At 40.9% G+C, this 14,712-nt stretch carries 18 protein-coding genes; 7 read left to right on the forward strand and 11 right to left on the reverse strand.

Going from position 1 to position 14,712, the window contains the following annotated elements:
- Positions 1-84: 84 nt before the first annotated feature.
- On the reverse strand, positions 85-738 hold the full coding sequence (locus H7R46_RS17745; protein WP_079380979.1) for a TetR/AcrR family transcriptional regulator: 654 nt from the start codon (positions 736-738) through the stop codon (positions 85-87).
- 135 nt (positions 739-873) lie between these two features.
- On the opposite strand from H7R46_RS17745, the gene H7R46_RS17750 reads away from it, so the two are divergent.
- The 4 genes from H7R46_RS17750 (at position 874) to H7R46_RS17765 (ending at position 4,278) form a co-directional block, all read left to right on the forward strand.
- Entirely contained in the window at positions 874-2,088 is a 1,215-nt protein-coding gene (locus H7R46_RS17750) for an MFS transporter (RefSeq protein WP_086260868.1), read from the forward strand.
- Positions 2,089-2,109: 21 nt separating this feature from the next.
- Positions 2,110-2,874 (forward strand): AraC family transcriptional regulator, encoded by a 765-nt coding sequence (locus H7R46_RS17755; protein WP_002114047.1) that lies wholly within the window; start codon positions 2,110-2,112, stop codon positions 2,872-2,874.
- A 120-nt stretch (positions 2,875-2,994) separates the two neighbouring features.
- Positions 2,995-3,540, forward strand: coding sequence for a glutathione peroxidase (locus H7R46_RS17760; protein WP_005072014.1), 546 nt, complete (start codon positions 2,995-2,997; stop codon positions 3,538-3,540).
- A 141-nt stretch (positions 3,541-3,681) separates the two neighbouring features.
- Positions 3,682-4,278 (forward strand): hypothetical protein, encoded by a 597-nt coding sequence (locus tag H7R46_RS17765; protein WP_078221356.1) that lies wholly within the window; start codon positions 3,682-3,684, stop codon positions 4,276-4,278.
- A 58-nt stretch (positions 4,279-4,336) separates the two neighbouring features.
- Here H7R46_RS17765 and H7R46_RS17770 read toward each other — a convergent pair whose 3' ends face one another.
- The 10 genes from H7R46_RS17770 to H7R46_RS17815 all read right to left on the reverse strand — a co-directional run bounded on the left by H7R46_RS17770 (position 4,337) and on the right by H7R46_RS17815 (position 12,513).
- Complete coding sequence (locus tag H7R46_RS17770; RefSeq protein WP_002114076.1) at positions 4,337-4,756, reverse strand: F0F1 ATP synthase subunit epsilon; 420 nt, start codon at positions 4,754-4,756, stop codon at positions 4,337-4,339.
- A gap of 17 nt (positions 4,757-4,773) precedes the next feature.
- A complete protein-coding gene (atpD, locus tag H7R46_RS17775) occupies positions 4,774-6,168 on the reverse strand; it encodes a F0F1 ATP synthase subunit beta (RefSeq protein WP_002114045.1) in 1,395 nt (464 codons plus the stop codon).
- Between the two features lie 30 nt (positions 6,169-6,198).
- Complete coding sequence (atpG, locus tag H7R46_RS17780; RefSeq protein WP_002114131.1) at positions 6,199-7,068, reverse strand: F0F1 ATP synthase subunit gamma; 870 nt, start codon at positions 7,066-7,068, stop codon at positions 6,199-6,201.
- Between the two features lie 77 nt (positions 7,069-7,145).
- Positions 7,146-8,690: a F0F1 ATP synthase subunit alpha gene (gene atpA / locus H7R46_RS17785; RefSeq protein WP_002114049.1), complete on the reverse strand. Its 1,545-nt coding sequence runs from the start codon at positions 8,688-8,690 to the stop codon at positions 7,146-7,148.
- Between the two features lie 46 nt (positions 8,691-8,736).
- Complete coding sequence (locus H7R46_RS17790) at positions 8,737-9,273, reverse strand: F0F1 ATP synthase subunit delta (protein ID WP_002114070.1); 537 nt, start codon at positions 9,271-9,273, stop codon at positions 8,737-8,739.
- A 12-nt stretch (positions 9,274-9,285) separates the two neighbouring features.
- The gene (locus H7R46_RS17795; RefSeq protein WP_001024691.1) at positions 9,286-9,756 is read right to left on the reverse strand and encodes a F0F1 ATP synthase subunit B; all 471 of its coding nucleotides are present in this window, start codon (positions 9,754-9,756) and stop codon (positions 9,286-9,288) included.
- A gap of 38 nt (positions 9,757-9,794) precedes the next feature.
- Positions 9,795-10,040 (reverse strand): F0F1 ATP synthase subunit C, encoded by a 246-nt coding sequence (atpE, locus tag H7R46_RS17800; protein ID WP_000424060.1) that lies wholly within the window; start codon positions 10,038-10,040, stop codon positions 9,795-9,797.
- An 84-nt stretch (positions 10,041-10,124) separates the two neighbouring features.
- A complete protein-coding gene (gene atpB, locus H7R46_RS17805) occupies positions 10,125-11,000 on the reverse strand; it encodes a F0F1 ATP synthase subunit A (RefSeq protein WP_002114072.1) in 876 nt (291 codons plus the stop codon).
- A 104-nt stretch (positions 11,001-11,104) separates the two neighbouring features.
- Positions 11,105-11,503 (reverse strand): ATP synthase subunit I, encoded by a 399-nt coding sequence (locus H7R46_RS17810; protein ID WP_005072004.1) that lies wholly within the window; start codon positions 11,501-11,503, stop codon positions 11,105-11,107.
- A gap of 170 nt (positions 11,504-11,673) precedes the next feature.
- Positions 11,674-12,513 carry a metal ABC transporter solute-binding protein, Zn/Mn family gene (locus H7R46_RS17815; protein ID WP_002114115.1) on the reverse strand — a complete coding sequence of 280 codons (840 nt, stop codon included), beginning with the start codon at positions 12,511-12,513 and terminating at the stop codon, positions 11,674-11,676.
- Between the two features lie 127 nt (positions 12,514-12,640).
- On the opposite strand from H7R46_RS17815, the gene H7R46_RS17820 reads away from it, so the two are divergent.
- From H7R46_RS17820 to znuB, 3 genes are read left to right on the forward strand one after another with little or no spacing between them, the layout of a single operon-like run.
- Positions 12,641-13,138, forward strand: a complete 498-nt coding sequence (locus H7R46_RS17820) for a transcriptional repressor (RefSeq protein WP_002114130.1) — start codon at positions 12,641-12,643, stop codon at positions 13,136-13,138.
- Entirely contained in the window at positions 13,111-13,899 is a 789-nt protein-coding gene (gene znuC, locus H7R46_RS17825) for a zinc ABC transporter ATP-binding protein ZnuC (protein WP_014208124.1), read from the forward strand. The genes H7R46_RS17820 and znuC overlap by 28 nt, the downstream gene beginning before the upstream one ends.
- Before the next feature lie 3 nt (positions 13,900-13,902).
- Positions 13,903-14,712 carry a zinc ABC transporter permease subunit ZnuB gene (gene znuB, locus H7R46_RS17830; protein WP_017401863.1) on the forward strand — a complete coding sequence of 270 codons (810 nt, stop codon included), beginning with the start codon at positions 13,903-13,905 and terminating at the stop codon, positions 14,710-14,712.

Consider the following 14,712-nt stretch of genomic DNA (forward strand, 5'->3'; position numbering starts at 1 on the left):
AGATGGTTTTATTTTGAAGAATGTCTTAATAAATTGAAATATCGTATTTCCGACATTGATATCGAACTTAAGACATCATCTTTTTTAGAATAATGTCCAAGCTTTCATGGCATGTTCTACAACTTTATGTAATTGATCAGTACTGGCACCGTCTCTTGCCTGAATGGTAAGGCCTTGAATGACAGTGGCATAAAAGTCCGTCATTTCTTGTAGAGGAGCATTAGATAGCAAATCACCCTGCTCAACACCTTGTTTGAGACGCTCCAATAATTTTTCTTTGGTTTTTATGCGCTTGTCTAATAGGTTCTGCTGCACATCTTGAGTTGCATCAGAACAATTCATGGCAGCAACCACCAACATACAACCAGCTGGTTTATTGGGTTGAACCAGTCGTTTTACGTTGTCATAAAGATATAACTCAAACGCAATTTTTGCAGTTTTTGCTTCTAAAAAGATGGTCTCAATAGGGCAGGCTTCATGAGCCAAATAGTAATCAATACTTTTATAAAACAGCCCTGCCTTATCACCAAAAGCACTATATAGGCTAGGTGCTGTAATTTCCAAAGCTTGCGTTAAATCACTAATAGACGTTGCTTCATAGCCATGCTCCCAAAAGAGCAACATTGCTTTTTGCAAAACCTCTTGTTCATCAAAGCATTTAGGACGTCCGCGCTTTTTTTTCAGCGTATCTTCTGTAACAGCTAAATTCGTTTCATGCCTATTTGTCATAAAGATCACATCTATTTTTATAACAATCGTTATTAAATTAATTGACGTTCGATTTTTTATCAACTATTTTATTTTCATAATGATCGTTAGTTAATTAATAAATTGCCTTTCTTTACTCCAAATTTAGCCAAGTAAGGATTTCCTATGGACCAATCGTCTATCTCTAAAGCGCGACCCACGACCTCCACTCAAGGAAGCTGGTTTGCCATTTTGGCCGTTTCTATCGCAGCATTTGCCTTAGTTACAAGTGAATTTTTACCCGTTGGCGTTTTAAATAGTGTCGCAACAGATTTAAATATTTCTGTAGGTACAGCAGGCCTGATTATTACCGTACCCGGCATTATGGCAGCAATTGCAGCCCCTCTATTGCCTGTATCAGTAAAACAACTTGATCGGCGTTATGTGCTTATCTTGCTGACAGCTATTATGGTTATTGCCAATACCATTACCGCATTTGCTGAAAACTTTCATATTTTATTGTTAAGTCGCTTAATTTTAGGTATTTCAATTGGTGGTTTCTGGGCGACCGCCATTGCTCTAAGTGGAAAATTAGCTCCCTCACACCTTCCTATTGCTAAAGCAACTGCGGTCGTGATGGCAGGTGTGACTTTTGCTACAGTTCTAGGTGTACCAATTGGAACTTGGTTAAGCGAGTTTTATGGCTGGCGTAGTGCTTTTGGAATTACTGCAGGCATTGGTTTAGTTGTTTTAATCTTACAATTAATCTTTTTACCTAAACTTGTACCAGATTCGGCAATTCACATGAAAGATTTGCCAGCACTATTACGTACTCCTAAAGCACGTAGTGGCATGTTGATTGTTTTATTGATCGGACTCGCTCACTTTTGTGCCTATAGCTATTTAGCACCTTTCTTTAAAAATGTTGCTGGTTTTAATGGGACAACCATTAGTTCATTATTATTGCTCTATGGAATTGCTGGTATTTTCGGAAATGCTTTTGCCGGATATAGTGGCAATCTAAATGTCCGTTATACATTAGCTTTTGTGGGTACATGCTTTGCAATCGTATTCTTTGGATTTCCTCTTTTTGCGATTCATGAGTTTGGTGCTATTGTCTTAACCGCGTTATGGGGATTTGCATTTGGTGCCTTCCCTACCTCAGCGAATATTTGGATGTTTGTACATGCGCCAAATGCAGTTGAAAAAGGTATGCCGCTTTTTGTAGGTATGTTTCAGGTGATGATTGCGACAGGTTCATTATTAGGTGGATATGTAGTTGATCATTTCAATGAAAATACTTTAATTTATGGTGTATTAAGCTTCGTTGCCCTAGCTTTACTGAGTACATTTACCTTAGCGAAAGGTCTTAATAACCCTAAAGCTACTTGTGAAAATTAAAATATGAGTCAGAGCATATAGATGAACAATGAGGACCAGCAATTTTCATTATTACACAGTATAGAAGTTCATGAATTTCTATACCAAAAAGAAGATATTGTTCGTCCTCATGCATCTCTTTGGGGAGATTTTAATTTCAGTTTAAATGGCATATTAGAAATGGAGATTGAAGAACAGCTATATCTTTCTCCACCTAGCTATGGTCTTTGGATTCCCCCTCAAACTGTTCATCAGTCCACCCATATCGACCATGAAATTCATTATATCTGTATTCGACTGCACCCTCGCCTATGCTCTATTTTAGGAAATAGCTGTCGATGCTTTAGTATTCAGCCTTTTTTTCGCACTTTAGTTCTACAAATTCTCGAACAGCAAAAACAAACTGGAAAACCTGAATATTTAGAACATCTTTTACAAGTTTTATTCGATCAACTTAAACAAGCCCCTGCATATTCACATTATTTACCGCAAACACGGCATCCTGTTTTAGTGCCTATTTTAGAAAAACTTTCAGATCCATTACTTTTTAATCACTCTTTACAGCAGTTGCTTCAGAACTTTTCGGTCAGTGATCGTCACTTATTACGTTTGAGTCAACAAGAGCTTCAACTTTCGTTGTCCGAATGGAGAAATCGGGCCAAAATTGTTTATGCCATTCATCAGATTCGTCAAGGGACGCCTATCAAGCGTTTAGCATATGATTTAGGTTATCAACATAGCTCAAGTTTTATTGAATTTTTTAAACGTTACACTGGGCAAACACCGATCCAAATCAGAAATAACTAGAATTCAGCTTATCTTTAAAAACTTTTTCTTTTTTGAACACGAATATTATTGCACTACCCCTCAATAGCAGTTAAAACAAATGCGTTACTTGATATCAATTACAATCTTTAGGAAAGACTCATGACACAATCTGTATATCACATTCCAGTAAAAGCAATTTCAGGCGAAACGGTTGATCTTGAACAATATAAAGGTAAAGTTCTACTTATCGTAAATACTGCTTCTAAATGTGGTTTAACTCCACAATACGAAGGCTTAGAAAAACTTTACCAAGCAAAAAAAGACCAAGGTCTTGAAATTTTAGGTTTCCCAGCAAACAACTTTAAAGAGCAAGAACCAGGTTCTGATGAAGAAATTCAACAGTTCTGTTCATTAAATTATGATGTTCATTTCCCTTTATTTTCTAAGGTTTCTGTAGTCGGCGAAGATAAGCACCCACTTTACCAAACTTTGACAGCAGCTCAACCAGAACGTACTGGTGAAGGTCCTTTCCGTGAGCGTTTAGAAGGCTTAGGTATTCCAACCAACCCTGCTCCAGAAGTTTTATGGAACTTCGAAAAGTTTTTAATTAATAAAAATGGCGAAGTCGTAGCTCGCTTTGCTCCAAACCTAACAGCAGACGATGAACAAATCGTTAAAGCAGTTGAAGCAGAGTTAGCAAAATAATATTTTAAAATGTGCGAAAGGGCGTTTTATACGCTCTTTTTTATGCTCTCCTCAAAGTGTTGTTCGTTTGCAAAAATACAATCTTTCTTCATATTTTATGCCTATAGTATCTATTTGCTTTATTTGATGTTGTTTGTAGTTATGAAAAAAGTTTTACAGGGCGCATTTCTTCCTTTTGTAATTTTTGCCTCAGGCATGCTTTTACTCGGGTGCGATCAGGCACAAGACCATGCTACCGAACAAGAAAAGACTGAAATAACTGAACAGGCATCTGACCAGAACATTGAACAACAAGCAGCAGAAATTGCACCCAACAAAGCCGAACTTAAAAGCGGCAATATTTTTTATATGGTCCGCGACGCTGCTAATTTACAGCTTAAAGCTGGTGACTATGTTGAACAGCTTAAAGATACCCAGCTTGATGTTGAACAAGCCATCCAAGATAAGAATCAGAATGAACTAAAAACTACTGTCACTACGTTAAAACAGCAACTAGAAGGTTTAAATCAAGCACTTTTGACTTTAGATATCAAAAGTCAGGAAATTGAGAATATTCGCCAAAGTTTATTACATGCCAACCAACAAGCTCTTAGCATGCCATTACTCAATGGGAAATTAGATCAAATCAATTTTGACCAAATTGAAAAACAGCTTAATACCATTCAAATGGATATGGTGAAGCTTGCTGCCATGATTATGGCAGGAGATGAAAAGTCAGATTCAAAAACTGAATCTTAAAAAAACAACTTATAAAAAAAGCCACCTTACGGTGGCTTTTTCAATCTCAAACCGGCAATTATAGTGCGCGGTTTTTGATTTTACGGATAGTTTCAAGCTGTGCAGCTGTTTCTGCCAAGGCAGCCAACGCAGCAGCTGAGTCCAAATCACTCTTTTGGTTTGCAAGCAATTGTTCAGCATTTTTACGTGCTTCTAAAATTGCCGCTTCATCCAAGTTGTCTGCACGGATTGCAGTATCTGCAAGAACCGTTACAACATGAGGTTGAACTTCTAAAACACCGCCAGATACATAGACGATTTCTTCTGTACCATTTTCCAACTGAACACGAATCGGGCCCGGTTGAAGCAAGGTTACAAGTGGAGCATGTCCTGGCAAAATACCAAGCTCACCACCAGCACCTTTCGCGATTAACATCGTTACTGCGCCAGAGTAAATAGACTCTTTAACACTTACGACATCACATTGCATAGTCGCCATGAGATGATCTCCTTAAATTAGAGTTTCTCAGCTTTAGCAATCACTTCGTCAATACCACCAACCATATAGAACGCTTGTTCTGGGATGTGATCGTATTCACCAGCTAATAGACCTTTAAAGCCACGAATCGTTTCTTTAAGCGGTACTAATTTACCAGGAGCACCAGTAAACACTTCAGCTACGTGGAATGGTTGAGAGAAGAAACGTTGGATTTTACGCGCACGGTAAACAACCAATTTATCTTCTTCAGCTAATTCATCCATACCCAAGATTGCGATGATGTCTTTAAGCTCTTTATAACGTTGCAATACGTTTTGTACTGCACGCGCAATTTCATAGTGCTCTTGACCAACAACTAATGGGTCTAACTGACGTGAAGTTGAGTCAAGTGGATCGATCGCTGGATAGATACCAGAAGATGCGATGTCACGGCTCAATACTACTGTTGCATCTAAGTGAGCAAATGTAGTTGCAGGAGATGGATCTGTTAAGTCATCGGCAGGTACATATACTGCTTGGATCGATGTGATCGAACCAGATTTAGTAGATGTAATACGCTCTTGAAGAACACCCATTTCTTCTGCAAGTGTAGGTTGGTAACCTACCGCAGACGGCATACGACCTAACAATGCTGATACTTCAGTACCTGCAAGTGTATAACGGTAGATGTTGTCGACGAATAATAATACGTCACGACCTTTACCATTTTCGTCTTTTTGATCACGGAAGTATTCAGCCATAGTCAAACCAGTTAACGCTACGCGTAAACGGTTACCTGGTGGCTCGTTCATCTGACCGTAGACCATTGCTACTTTGTCAAGAACGTTAGAATCTTTCATTTCGTGATAGAAGTCGTTACCTTCACGAGTACGCTCACCAACACCAGCAAACACAGATAAACCTGAGTGAGCTTTCGCGATGTTGTTGATCAACTCCATCATGTTAACGGTTTTACCAACACCAGCACCACCGAATAGACCAACTTTACCACCTTTTGCGAACGGGCAAAGTAAGTCAATTACTTTAATACCAGTTTCTAAAAGATCAGTAGAAGCTGCTTGTTCAGCATAAGAAGGTGCTTGACGGTGAATCGGCAAACGCTCTTCAGTCGCTACAGGACCTGCTTCATCAATTGGGCGACCCAAAACGTCCATAATACGACCAAGCGTAGCTGGACCTACTGGAACAGAAATCGGTGCATTTGTGCTAGTTACATTAAGGCCACGTTTAAGACCTTCTGTAGAACCCATTGCGATGGTACGAACAACACCATCGCCAAGCTGTTGCTGAACTTCTAATGTAGTTTCAGTACCGTCAACTTGGAGAGCGTCATAGATCTTAGGAACGCTATTGCGCTCAAACTCGACGTCGATAACCGCGCCGATGATCTGAATGATACGACCGCTACTCATTGCTGTCTCCTCAATTCAAACTTAATAATGTTAAACGGCAGCGGCACCGCCAACGATCTCGGAAATTTCCTGAGTAATCGCGGCTTGACGCAGCTTGTTGTAAATGAGTTGTAGGTCTTTAATCAATTGTCCTGCGTTGTCTGTCGCTGCTTTCATCGCGACCATACGAGCTGACTGCTCACATGCAACGTTTTCAATCACACCTTGATAAACCATAGACTCGATATAGCGAACCAACAAACCATTTAACAATTCTTCTGCTTCTGGTTCGTAGATATAGTCCCAACCATAAGTACGGTTGAGATCATCGCCTTCTTCTGCTGGTGCTAAAGGAACAAGTTGTTCTACCTTAGGCTGCTGAGTCATTGCATTAACGAAGCCATTTGATACGAGATAGATACGATCTAATTCGCCTTTATCAAATGCATCAAGCATAACTTGGACTGAGCCAGTTAACTGTTCCAAACTCGGCGCATCGCCAAGTTGGGTAGTTGCACCGAGCACTTTACCGCCGTAATTCTTAAAAAACGAAACCGCTTTTTGACCAATTAAAGCAAATTCAACTTCAATTGACTGCTGTTGTTGTGCTTTGACATGCTGCACAACTTTCTTGAACAAGTTAATGTTCAAGCCACCTGCCAAACCACGATCTGAAGACACTACGATATAGCCAACACGCTTAACTGGGCGGTCAACCATATAACGGTGTTTGTATTCAGGGTTTGCTTGTACCAAGTGAGCAATTACACGGCGCATATTATCGGCATACGGACGGCCCTGAGCCATGCGCTCTTGCGCACGACGCATTTTAGAAGCAGCTACCATTTGCATCGCGCGAGTAATCTTTTGCGTGCTCTTGATACTAGCTACTTTGGCGCGAATTTCTTTTAAATTTGCCATACGCTTAACCTAGTATTCGAAAGCTCTTTCGAGCTTCCGAAGGTTGATCCGTGAACCAAACTTAACTAAAACTAAACTTAGTAAGTTTGAGTCGCTTTAAAGCTTTCAATACCTGCTTTGATTGCTGCTTCGATGTCTTTGTTGTAATCACCAGTTTCATCGATTTGTTTCATCAACGGAGCATATTCTGAGCGGAAGTAAGAAATTAACGCAGCATCAAAGTCTACGATTTTCTTAACTTCTACGTCAGCCATGTAGCCTTCGTTAGATGCATAAACAGAAACAGCTTGGTCAGCAATTGAGTAAGGAGCATATTGTTTTTGCTTCATTAACTCAGTTACACGTTGACCATGTTCAAGTTGCTTACGAGTTGCTTCGTCAAGGTCAGAAGCGAACTGAGCAAACGCAGCCAATTCACGGTATTGTGCTAAAGCAGTACGGATACCACCAGACAATTTTTTGATGATCTTAGTTTGAGCAGAACCACCAACACGAGATACAGAGATACCCGCGTTCACAGCAGGACGAATACCTGCGTTGAATAATGATGTTTCTAAGAAGATCTGACCGTCAGTAATCGAAATTACGTTCGTTGGTACGAATGCAGATACGTCACCTGCTTGAGTTTCAATAATTGGCAATGCAGTTAAAGAACCAGTTTGACCAGTTACTGCACCATTAGTGAATTTCTCAACGTAGTCAGCAGATACACGAGAAGCACGTTCAAGAAGACGTGAGTGAAGATAGAATACGTCACCTGGATACGCTTCACGACCTGGTGGACGACGTAAAAGTAATGAAATTTGACGGTAAGCAACAGCTTGCTTAGACAAATCATCATAAATAATAAGAGCGTCTTCACCGCGGTCACGGAAGTACTCACCCATTGTACAGCCAGAGTACGGAGCTAAGTACTGCATTGCAGCAGGATCAGCAGCCGCAGCAGCGACAACAGTTGTATACGCCATAGCGCCAGTTTCTTCTAGCTTACGTACAACGTTTGCAATTGTTGATTGTTTTTGACCAATCGCAACGTATACACATTTAATGCCAGAGTTTTTCTGAGCGATAATCGCATCGATCGCCATCGCTGTTTTACCAGTTTGACGGTCACCGATGATCAACTCACGTTGGCCACGACCAACAGGAATCATTGTATCAACTGATTTATAACCAGTTTGAACAGGCTCATCTACAGATTGACGCCAAATTACGCCTGGTGCTACTTTTTCAACAGCATCAGTTAATTTCGCATCAATTGGGCCTTTACCATCAATTGGGTTACCCAAAGCGTCGACAACACGGCCAAGAAGTTCAGGACCAACTGGAACTTCTAATACACGACCTGTACAACGAGCTTTTTGACCTTCTTGAAGGCTTAGGTAGTTACCTAAAACAACGGCACCCACTGAATCCTGTTCTAGGTTCAGTGCCATACCAAATAAGCCGCCGTCGAATTCGATCATTTCACCGTACATTGCATCAGCAAGACCGTGAATGCGCACGATACCGTCGGATACCATAACAATGGTACCTTCGTTTTTAGCGGTCGCGCTGGTGTCCAGATCTCCGATACGCTGTTTAATGAGCGCACTGATCTCGGATGGATTCAGTTGTTGCATTGCGCTATTCCTCAATCTTTTATTAGTTCAGTCTTCATCATTTGCATTATGCAAGAAGACGAGTACGCATTTTTTCAAGCTTGTTAAGCGCAGAATCATCTATCACTTGATCGCCTGCACGAATTACAACACCTGCAATAAGCTCAGGTTTAACTTCAACTGAAACAGTTACTGTACTGTTAAAACGCTTTTCTAAAGCAGATTTCAACAGTTGCTCTTGTTCAGCAGTTAACGGGAAAGCCGATTCAATCACGACATCCACATTGTTGTTATTCTGTGATTTAAGCTGTTCATATTCTGCTTCAATTTCAGGTAACAGCATTAAACGATCGTTATCTGCAAGAAGTGTCAAAAAGTTAGACACTGCTTGAGATTGATCTTCACCTAAAACTTTAGCAAAAAGCTTCACTTGCTCCGCAGGAGTAAGTTCAGGGCGATTTAAATAAGCGGAAAATGCTTCGTCTTGCACCGCAGCACTGAGCACTTGTAACGCATTCGACCAATTGTCTGTTGCACCTTGCTCAGAAGCATAAGCAAATGCTGCTTTGGCATACGGACGTGCCAACGTCAAGAGTTCAGCCATAATTCGCCTCGCTTAAAGTTTAGCAGCCAGCTGAGACAGCATGGCGTTATGAGCTTCTGCATCAACTTGCTGGTTCAGGATTTTTTCTGCACCAGTTACTGCCAAAGCAGCTACTTGTTGACGTAATTCTTCGCGAGCAGAATTGATTTCTTGATCAACAGCTTCTTTAGCCTGTTGACGAATACGCTCACCTTCAGCCGCAGCTTGAGTACGAGCTTCTTCGATCAATTGCGCTGCACGACGGTTCGCTTGTTCGATCAATTGAGCCGCTTGTGCTTTAGCTGCATCAAGTTCTTGCTTAACTTGCGCTTGTGCATCGGCAAGGTCAGCTTTCGCTTTTTCTGCTGCATTTAAGCCATCAGCGATTTTACGCTGACGCTCACTAATCGCATTGATTAGTGGTGGCCAAACAAACTTCATGCAGAATGCAACAAAGAATGCAAACGCAATCGCTTGACCAATCAATGTGAGGTTGATATTCATTGCAATTCCTCAAATAGTGGATTTAGGAATTAAGATGATTAACCTACAAATGGATTAGCGAAGATGAAGAACAAGCCAATACCAACACCGATCATAGGCACAGCATCAAGAAGACCCGCGATTAAGAACATACGAGTTTGAAGTTGTGGAGCCAATTCTGGTTGACGAGCAACAGCTTCTAAAAAGCGACCACCCAAAAGACCAAAACCAATCGCAGTACCCAAAGCACCGAAAGCGATCAAGATAGCAGATGCAATTGCAACTAGACCTAAAGTGAGTTCCATGAAAAATTCCTCAGAGGTTAGGTTATTACCAAATTAAATTAAAAAAATTCAGCCCAACCATCATTTGATAGTTAGGCAATACCATTAATGTTTTTCGCTTGCCATGCTCAAGTAAACGATGGTAAGCATCATAAAGATGAATGCCTGCAACGTGATTACAAGAATGTGGAAGATCGCCCAAGGCACAGACAACGCCCATTGAATCCAGAACGGCAATAAAGCAATTAGGATAAAGATCAACTCACCGGCATACATGTTACCGAATAGTCGGAGAGCTAATGAAATCGGACGAGCAAGGAATGTTACCAATTCCAAAATCAAGTTCACTGGAATAAGCAACGCTTTTGCAACTGGATTACTTGGGTTAAATGGGTTAAGTGCCAACTCGCCAACGAAACCACCAACACCCTTTTCGCGGATGCTGTAGAACAAGATAAGTACAAATACAGATAAAGACATACCTAAAGTAATGTTTGGATCTGTAGATGGAACGATCTTGAAGTAAACGTGGTGAGGGTCCATACCAAATACGTTTGCACCTACAAACGCTGCAACTTGAGGAATCCAGTCAACTGGGATCAAGTCCATTAAGTTCATGAGGAAAATCCACACGAAAATAGTGAGTGCAAGCGGAGCGATTAAACGTGATTTGCCATGAAAAGTATCACGGACACTTGAGTCAACAAACTCAATGATCATTTCGATTGCTGACTGGAATTTAGTTGGAACACCTGCATTTGCAGCTTTCGCAACGATCCAGAACATCAAACAGAAAATCACACCAAGGCCAATTGACCAACCCATTGAATCCAAGTGAATTGCAGTGAACCCCATCGAATGAGCTTCTTCAGCAGTCTCAGCCAATTTCCATGTACCGTCTGGCATTTTGCCATAGGTCATATTGGTCAAGTGATGCTTGATATACTCTGTCGAAGTGAGGGCATGTTCTTCAGCAGCCATAAATCACACCTGGTCAATGTCAATTACTAAAAAGAAGGGAAACGAACATCGGCGTACTGTCGATATCTCGCCACCCTCCAAAAAATCTTCAATTCTTCTTGTTTCTACACCCGTTTTTGTAGACGTGACACCCAAAACGGAGCGACCCACGACATTGCCTGAACGAGAATAAAACCAAACAGCAATGCTAACGGTGATAAAGGTTTAACATTGCTCAAAATCAAAATAAATCCAACGATCATGATTGCAAATTTGCCTAACATGCCCCTATACATGTTAGACAGCACTTGTTTTGATGCTCGTGCACCTGCTGTTCTGAAGGATTGCCACGAAAAATAACCCGTAGCAAGCCAGCAGACCAACGCACCAAGTGCCGCACTTAATGCTGCTGTCATGTCTTTTATGCTCCACGCCACAAGTGCGGAAACAGGGATCATACATGCTTGTAAGAAGACCAAAGCTTTTGCTAATCGTCGGTCAATCAAGCGACTAGTTTGGCTCATTATTTATCCACTCACAGCATAAATGCTTGACAAGTTTAGCTGATGATCGCTTTTAATCGCAGGCATTATAGAGTTACACCCCTGAACATGCAATCTTTTCCCGACTTTAGTCGGGGTTTTTCATGACAGGTGGTGCTGACGCTACAGTCAGCCTTTGTTTACTTTTTATCTTACTTTTGCGTACTTAATACACATTTATCTGTTTTTATAGCCAGTTTCTTCCATGCAGTGACGAAATCATCCTCATTATTCATGCTCTCGTCTACTGGTTGAAAAGTAATGTTACCTAATTTTTGATATTGACTCTTAGTGGTAAAACTCTCTGCCAACAAACACATCTGATTTTTTGGTCGACTATCATTAAGATACTTAATTTGAGCTGCTGTTGGTGCAACGTGAGGATCATCTGTTAAAGCACCAGCGAACTTTAAGTTTAGTGAGCGTTCTAAATATTGATAGGCATCATGATATGCCCAATACGGTTTGCCATTACTTGAACTATCGTAAGCTTGTGCTGCCTGGAACATTTTACGAGCGAACACATTGGCGTTATTCCAATACTTTGCCTTATTTTCAGGGTGTTGCTGAGAGCGCAAAGCAGCAATAAAGAAACCAATTCGAACTGCATTGTTGGGCTCTAACCATACATGTGTATCTACTGTATTAGGTAAAGCTGCACCGCGTGTACTTCGCTGGGGTAAAACAGAAACAATGCCACTATCTAATAGTGCAATCGCCTTTTTATTATTACCTAATAATTTATTTAAGGGCGCTTCATGCGCTTTACCCAACCAAATCACCAAAGATGCATCATTAATTGCTTTACGATGCGCTGGGGTTAATTGTACGTCATGCCCCGTTTGTCCCTTTAATAAGAGTTGTGGTTCTTCAACCCCTTGAGTGACTTCTTTTGCAATCAGATAAATCGGGTGTGTAGAAACCACCAAACCCTGACTCCACCCTAACGTACTCAAAAGTGAGAACATACTGAAAACAAAAAAACGGAACATGACAGACCATCAATTTAAATTAGCTCGAAGCATGTTATAATATAACAAAGTTACAAAAATACCTAAGATTAATCGAATGAAGCATCGCTTCATGCTAATATTCCGTTAAAAATTCGAGGTTATCCTTATGAGTTCCTGCTCGCATGAACATCATGATTCTTTGCATGGTGTGCATGATCACCATAATGTCGCAAGCCGTTTAGCTGAAGCAGAAAGTTTATGTTCTGCGACTGGCGCACGCCTTACACCTTTGCGCAAAGAAGTTCTGGAACTCATTTTAAATGCGTCGGGTCCAATGGGTGCCTATGACTTATTGGCACGTATAAAAAGTCAAACCGATCGCCCTGCTGCGCCTCCAACTGTATATAGAACTTTAGATTTCTTATTAGAAAAAGGCCTCATTCACCGCCTAACTTCTATTAATGCGTATATTCCTTGCTGCCACCCGCGTGAAGGCCATCAAGCAGCATTCCTGATTTGTACCGAATGTCATATGGTTAAAGAAGCTTCTTCTCAAGGCCTCACACACCAGCTTGACCAGCTTGCAGCTTCAGATGACTTCGTGGCTCAACACAGCATTATTGAAATTTCGGGGAAATGCCAACAGTGCCGCACAACTCCTTAAATCCTGTATTAATTCAGCTTGAGCAGGTTTCTGTTCATCGTGATGATCGGGATATATTAAAGAAAGTTGATTTTGCCCTACATCAAAATGAAATTGTGTCTTTAATTGGACCCAATGGTGCAGGCAAATCAACACTGATTAAAGTTCTACTCGGTATTCTTCAGCCAAGTAGCGGACGTGTTATTAATCATAAAAAACTTAAAATGGCTTATGTGCCACAAAAGTTTAATCCTTCACACAGCCTTCCTTTACGTGTTCAGGACCTTCTTGATTTAGAAAAATGCAGCCCTGCCCTGCGTCAGGAAATTATTCAAGACACAGGTATTTCAAAGTTACAACAATCAAAAGTACAACAACTTTCAGGTGGAGAACGCCAAAGAGTACTATTGGCTCGTGCACTGCTTCGTCAGCCAGATATTTTAGTTCTTGATGAACCCATGCAAGGCCTAGATATTCAGTCAGAAGCAGAACTTTATGATTATGTTCGTAGCCTACCAGAACGATATGGTTGCGCGATCTTAATTGTTTCTCATGACTTACAATGGGTGATGCAAGGAACACACCGTGTGGTGTGTTTAAATAAACATATTTGCTGTAGCGGGCTGCCCGAAAATATCCAACAACATCCTGAATATCAGGCAATATTTGGAACTCAAAGGGTTTTCTATCAACATCATCATGACCATTGTGCTCACGGTGATGCTGCACACCCCTGCCCTCATAATGACCGTCCTCATATTCACCCAGAACCGGAAGCTTAAGCCATGATGGAATGGTTACAATTATTGTTACCCGCATGGATTATGGGATCTCTGCTAGTATTTTTAACTGCACCTCTGGGTTGTTTAATGCTTTGGAGACGCATGTCTTTTTTTGCTGACACGATGGCGCACGGAACACTACTTGGGGTTGCTATTGCGGGAGCTTTAAGTCTTCCATTATGGCTTGGTGTTGCAGGTACAGCGGTTTTACTGGTAGGCGTTTTATGGGCTTTACATGACAACCGTTTACCCAATGATGCTCTGCTAGCCTTATGTTCAGCAACATTACTCTGTAGTGGCCTGTTGTTTATTCAACATGTTCCAAGTTTAAGACCCGAGCTTTTAAGTTATTTGTTTGGCGATTTACTTAGTATTGATTGGCCAGATCTTCCTGTTTTCACTTTAATTATTGCAATATCACTCGCAATTCTTTACCGCTTTTGGCAGCCACAAATACAGTTTGCAATTGATCCGGATATCGCAATTAGTGAAGGGGTGAATGCAAACTGGCAACGCCTTATTTTTATGCTGTTATTAGCTTTATTTACAGTTTTAGCTTTGCGTGCTGTAGGTTCTTTGCTAATGGGTGCATTACTAGTAATACCAGCTTTAAGCGCTCGTCTATTGGCAAACTCACCAAAGCAAATGGTTATTTGGGCATTCGTGTTAGCCCAGCTTGGTGTTAGTGTCGGCTTATGGTCAAGTGCAGCACTTAATATCTCTACAGGTCTTAGTATTGTTTTATGTATGGCATTAAGTTTTGCCGTTATTTTTATAACTCAAAAACTAAAAAATCAGACACAGGCGTCCTAA

Source organism: Acinetobacter sp. BEC1-S18-ESBL-01, from assembly GCF_014169935.1.
In the GTDB taxonomy this organism is placed as follows: domain Bacteria; phylum Pseudomonadota; class Gammaproteobacteria; order Pseudomonadales; family Moraxellaceae; genus Acinetobacter; species Acinetobacter pittii.

Excerpts from the sequence above, each read along its gene's own strand:
- H7R46_RS17750 (WP_086260868.1), top strand. The coding sequence starts at position 874 with ATGGACCAATCGTCTATCTCTAAAGCGCGACCCACGACCTCCACTCAA.
- H7R46_RS17755 (WP_002114047.1), top strand. The coding sequence starts at position 2,110 with ATGAACAATGAGGACCAGCAATTTTCATTATTACACAGTATAGAAGTT.
- H7R46_RS17760 (WP_005072014.1), top strand. The coding sequence starts at position 2,995 with ATGACACAATCTGTATATCACATTCCAGTAAAAGCAATTTCAGGCGAA.
- H7R46_RS17765 (WP_078221356.1), top strand. The coding sequence starts at position 3,682 with ATGAAAAAAGTTTTACAGGGCGCATTTCTTCCTTTTGTAATTTTTGCC.
- H7R46_RS17770 (WP_002114076.1), bottom strand. The coding sequence starts at position 4,756 with ATGGCGACTATGCAATGTGATGTCGTAAGTGTTAAAGAGTCTATTTAC.
- atpD (WP_002114045.1), bottom strand. The coding sequence starts at position 6,168 with ATGAGTAGCGGTCGTATCATTCAGATCATCGGCGCGGTTATCGACGTC.
- atpG (WP_002114131.1), bottom strand. The coding sequence starts at position 7,068 with ATGGCAAATTTAAAAGAAATTCGCGCCAAAGTAGCTAGTATCAAGAGC.
- atpA (WP_002114049.1), bottom strand. The coding sequence starts at position 8,690 with ATGCAACAACTGAATCCATCCGAGATCAGTGCGCTCATTAAACAGCGT.
- H7R46_RS17790 (WP_002114070.1), bottom strand. The coding sequence starts at position 9,273 with ATGGCTGAACTCTTGACGTTGGCACGTCCGTATGCCAAAGCAGCATTT.
- H7R46_RS17795 (WP_001024691.1), bottom strand. The coding sequence starts at position 9,756 with ATGAATATCAACCTCACATTGATTGGTCAAGCGATTGCGTTTGCATTC.
- atpE (WP_000424060.1), bottom strand. The coding sequence starts at position 10,040 with ATGGAACTCACTTTAGGTCTAGTTGCAATTGCATCTGCTATCTTGATC.
- atpB (WP_002114072.1), bottom strand. The coding sequence starts at position 11,000 with ATGGCTGCTGAAGAACATGCCCTCACTTCGACAGAGTATATCAAGCAT.
- H7R46_RS17810 (WP_005072004.1), bottom strand. The coding sequence starts at position 11,503 with ATGAGCCAAACTAGTCGCTTGATTGACCGACGATTAGCAAAAGCTTTG.
- H7R46_RS17815 (WP_002114115.1), bottom strand. The coding sequence starts at position 12,513 with ATGTTCCGTTTTTTTGTTTTCAGTATGTTCTCACTTTTGAGTACGTTA.
- H7R46_RS17820 (WP_002114130.1), top strand. The coding sequence starts at position 12,641 with ATGAGTTCCTGCTCGCATGAACATCATGATTCTTTGCATGGTGTGCAT.
- znuC (WP_014208124.1), top strand. The coding sequence starts at position 13,111 with ATGCCAACAGTGCCGCACAACTCCTTAAATCCTGTATTAATTCAGCTT.
- znuB (WP_017401863.1), top strand. The coding sequence starts at position 13,903 with ATGATGGAATGGTTACAATTATTGTTACCCGCATGGATTATGGGATCT.